The sequence below is a fragment of the Streptomyces sp. WAC05292 genome (assembly GCF_003949955.1).
Lineage (GTDB): Bacteria > Actinomycetota > Actinomycetes > Streptomycetales > Streptomycetaceae > Streptomyces > Streptomyces globosus.
This window is the reverse complement of sequence record NZ_RPSE01000719.1, coordinates 1-1,368: the sequence shown is the minus strand read 5'-3', so window position 1 is coordinate 1,368 and position 1,368 is coordinate 1. Positions and strand designations below refer to the sequence as shown.

Sequence of the window (1,368 nt, the reverse complement as noted above, 5' to 3'; positions counted from 1 at the left end):
CCCCTCCCCCGCACCCGTGCGCCCCCACGCGGCGGCGACGTCCCTCTTCGGTCAACGGCTTTCAGCCTGCCACGGGGGTCTGACAGCTCAGGACACGGGCCGTGAGTCCTGCCAGATCGACTCGAATTCCTCCCGATACGTTGGCAGAAGTCCGTTTTCGGTGTCGCGTGCGGCGTCCCGCGCCCCGCCGCCCCGCAGGACCAGCACCGGCGCCTCCATGCCGCGAGCCCGCCGCAGGTACGACTGCACGACGGCGATGCCCGAGCTCTCCCCCTCCACCAGGTAGGCCGTGAAGCGGGGCGTCTCGTCGAAGACGTGGATCTCGAACCGGGAGGGGTCCTTCAGCCCCGCCCGAACCCGCCGCACGTGCAGGATGTTCATCTCGACCGAGCGGCTCAGCTCGCCCTTGCGCAGCCCCAGCTCGCGCTCGCGCCGCTTGACGGCGCTGCTCGCCGGGTTCAGGAACAGCAGCCGGACCCGGCAGCCCGCCTCGGTGAGCCGGACGAGTCTTCGGCCGGAGAAGTTCTGCACCAGCAGGTTCAGGCCTATGCCGATGGCGTCGAGCCGCCGCGCCCCGCCGAAGAGGTCCTCGGCGGGCAGCTGCCGCTGGAGCCGCACCCGGTCGGGGTGGACGGAGACCACGTCCGCGTACCGGTCGCCGACGAGGTCCTCCACCGCGTCGATGGGCAGCCGGTCCGCGGACGGCGAGCCGGCGCCACCGCCGAGGACCTCCAGCAGCCGGGCCGACGCCCGCTCGGCCTGCTCCAGCACCGCCCGCGACAGGGCGCGGTTGCGCGAGACGACGTTGCGCGTGACCTCCAGCTCGTCGAGCGCGAGCTCGATCTCCCGCCGGTCGTCGAAGTACGGCTCGAAGCAGGGCCAGTGCTGGACCATCAGCTCCCTGAGCTGCGGCAGCGTCAGGAAGCTGAGGACGTTGTCGTCGGCCGGGTCGAGCAGGTAGCCCTTGCGCCGGCTGACCTCGCGCACCGCGACCGCCCGGTGCACCCACTCCTGGCCGGCCGGCCCGGCCGCGGCGACGACCCAGTCGTCCTCGCCGTGCACGGGCTCGTAGATCGGCCGCAGGACCGCCCCGACGACCGACCGCAGCCGCTGCTCGATCAGGTTGAGCCAGATGTACGCCCGGCCCGCGCGCTGGGCCCGCGTACGGACCTCGCTCCAGGCGTCGGCGCCCCAGTCCAGCTCGGCCCCGGCCCGGATGACGGCCGCCCCGTGCACCCACGCCTGGCCGGCCGGCCCGGCCGCGGCGACGACCCAGTCGTCCTCGCCGTGCACGGGCTCGTAGATCGGCCGCAGGACCGCCCCGACGACCGACCGCAGCCGCTGCTCGATCAGGTTGAGCCAGATGTA

General features: G+C 73.4%; 1 protein-coding gene. It reads right to left on the bottom strand.

Annotated features, from left to right (window positions below; translation table 11 throughout):
• Nucleotides 1–87: 87 nt before the first annotated feature.
• The gene (locus EF903_RS32590; protein ID WP_125548532.1) at nucleotides 88–1,218 is read right to left on the bottom strand and encodes an SAV2148 family HEPN domain-containing protein; all 1,131 of its coding nucleotides are present in this window, start codon (nucleotides 1,216–1,218) and stop codon (nucleotides 88–90) included.
• Nucleotides 1,219–1,368: the final 150 nt, after the last annotated feature.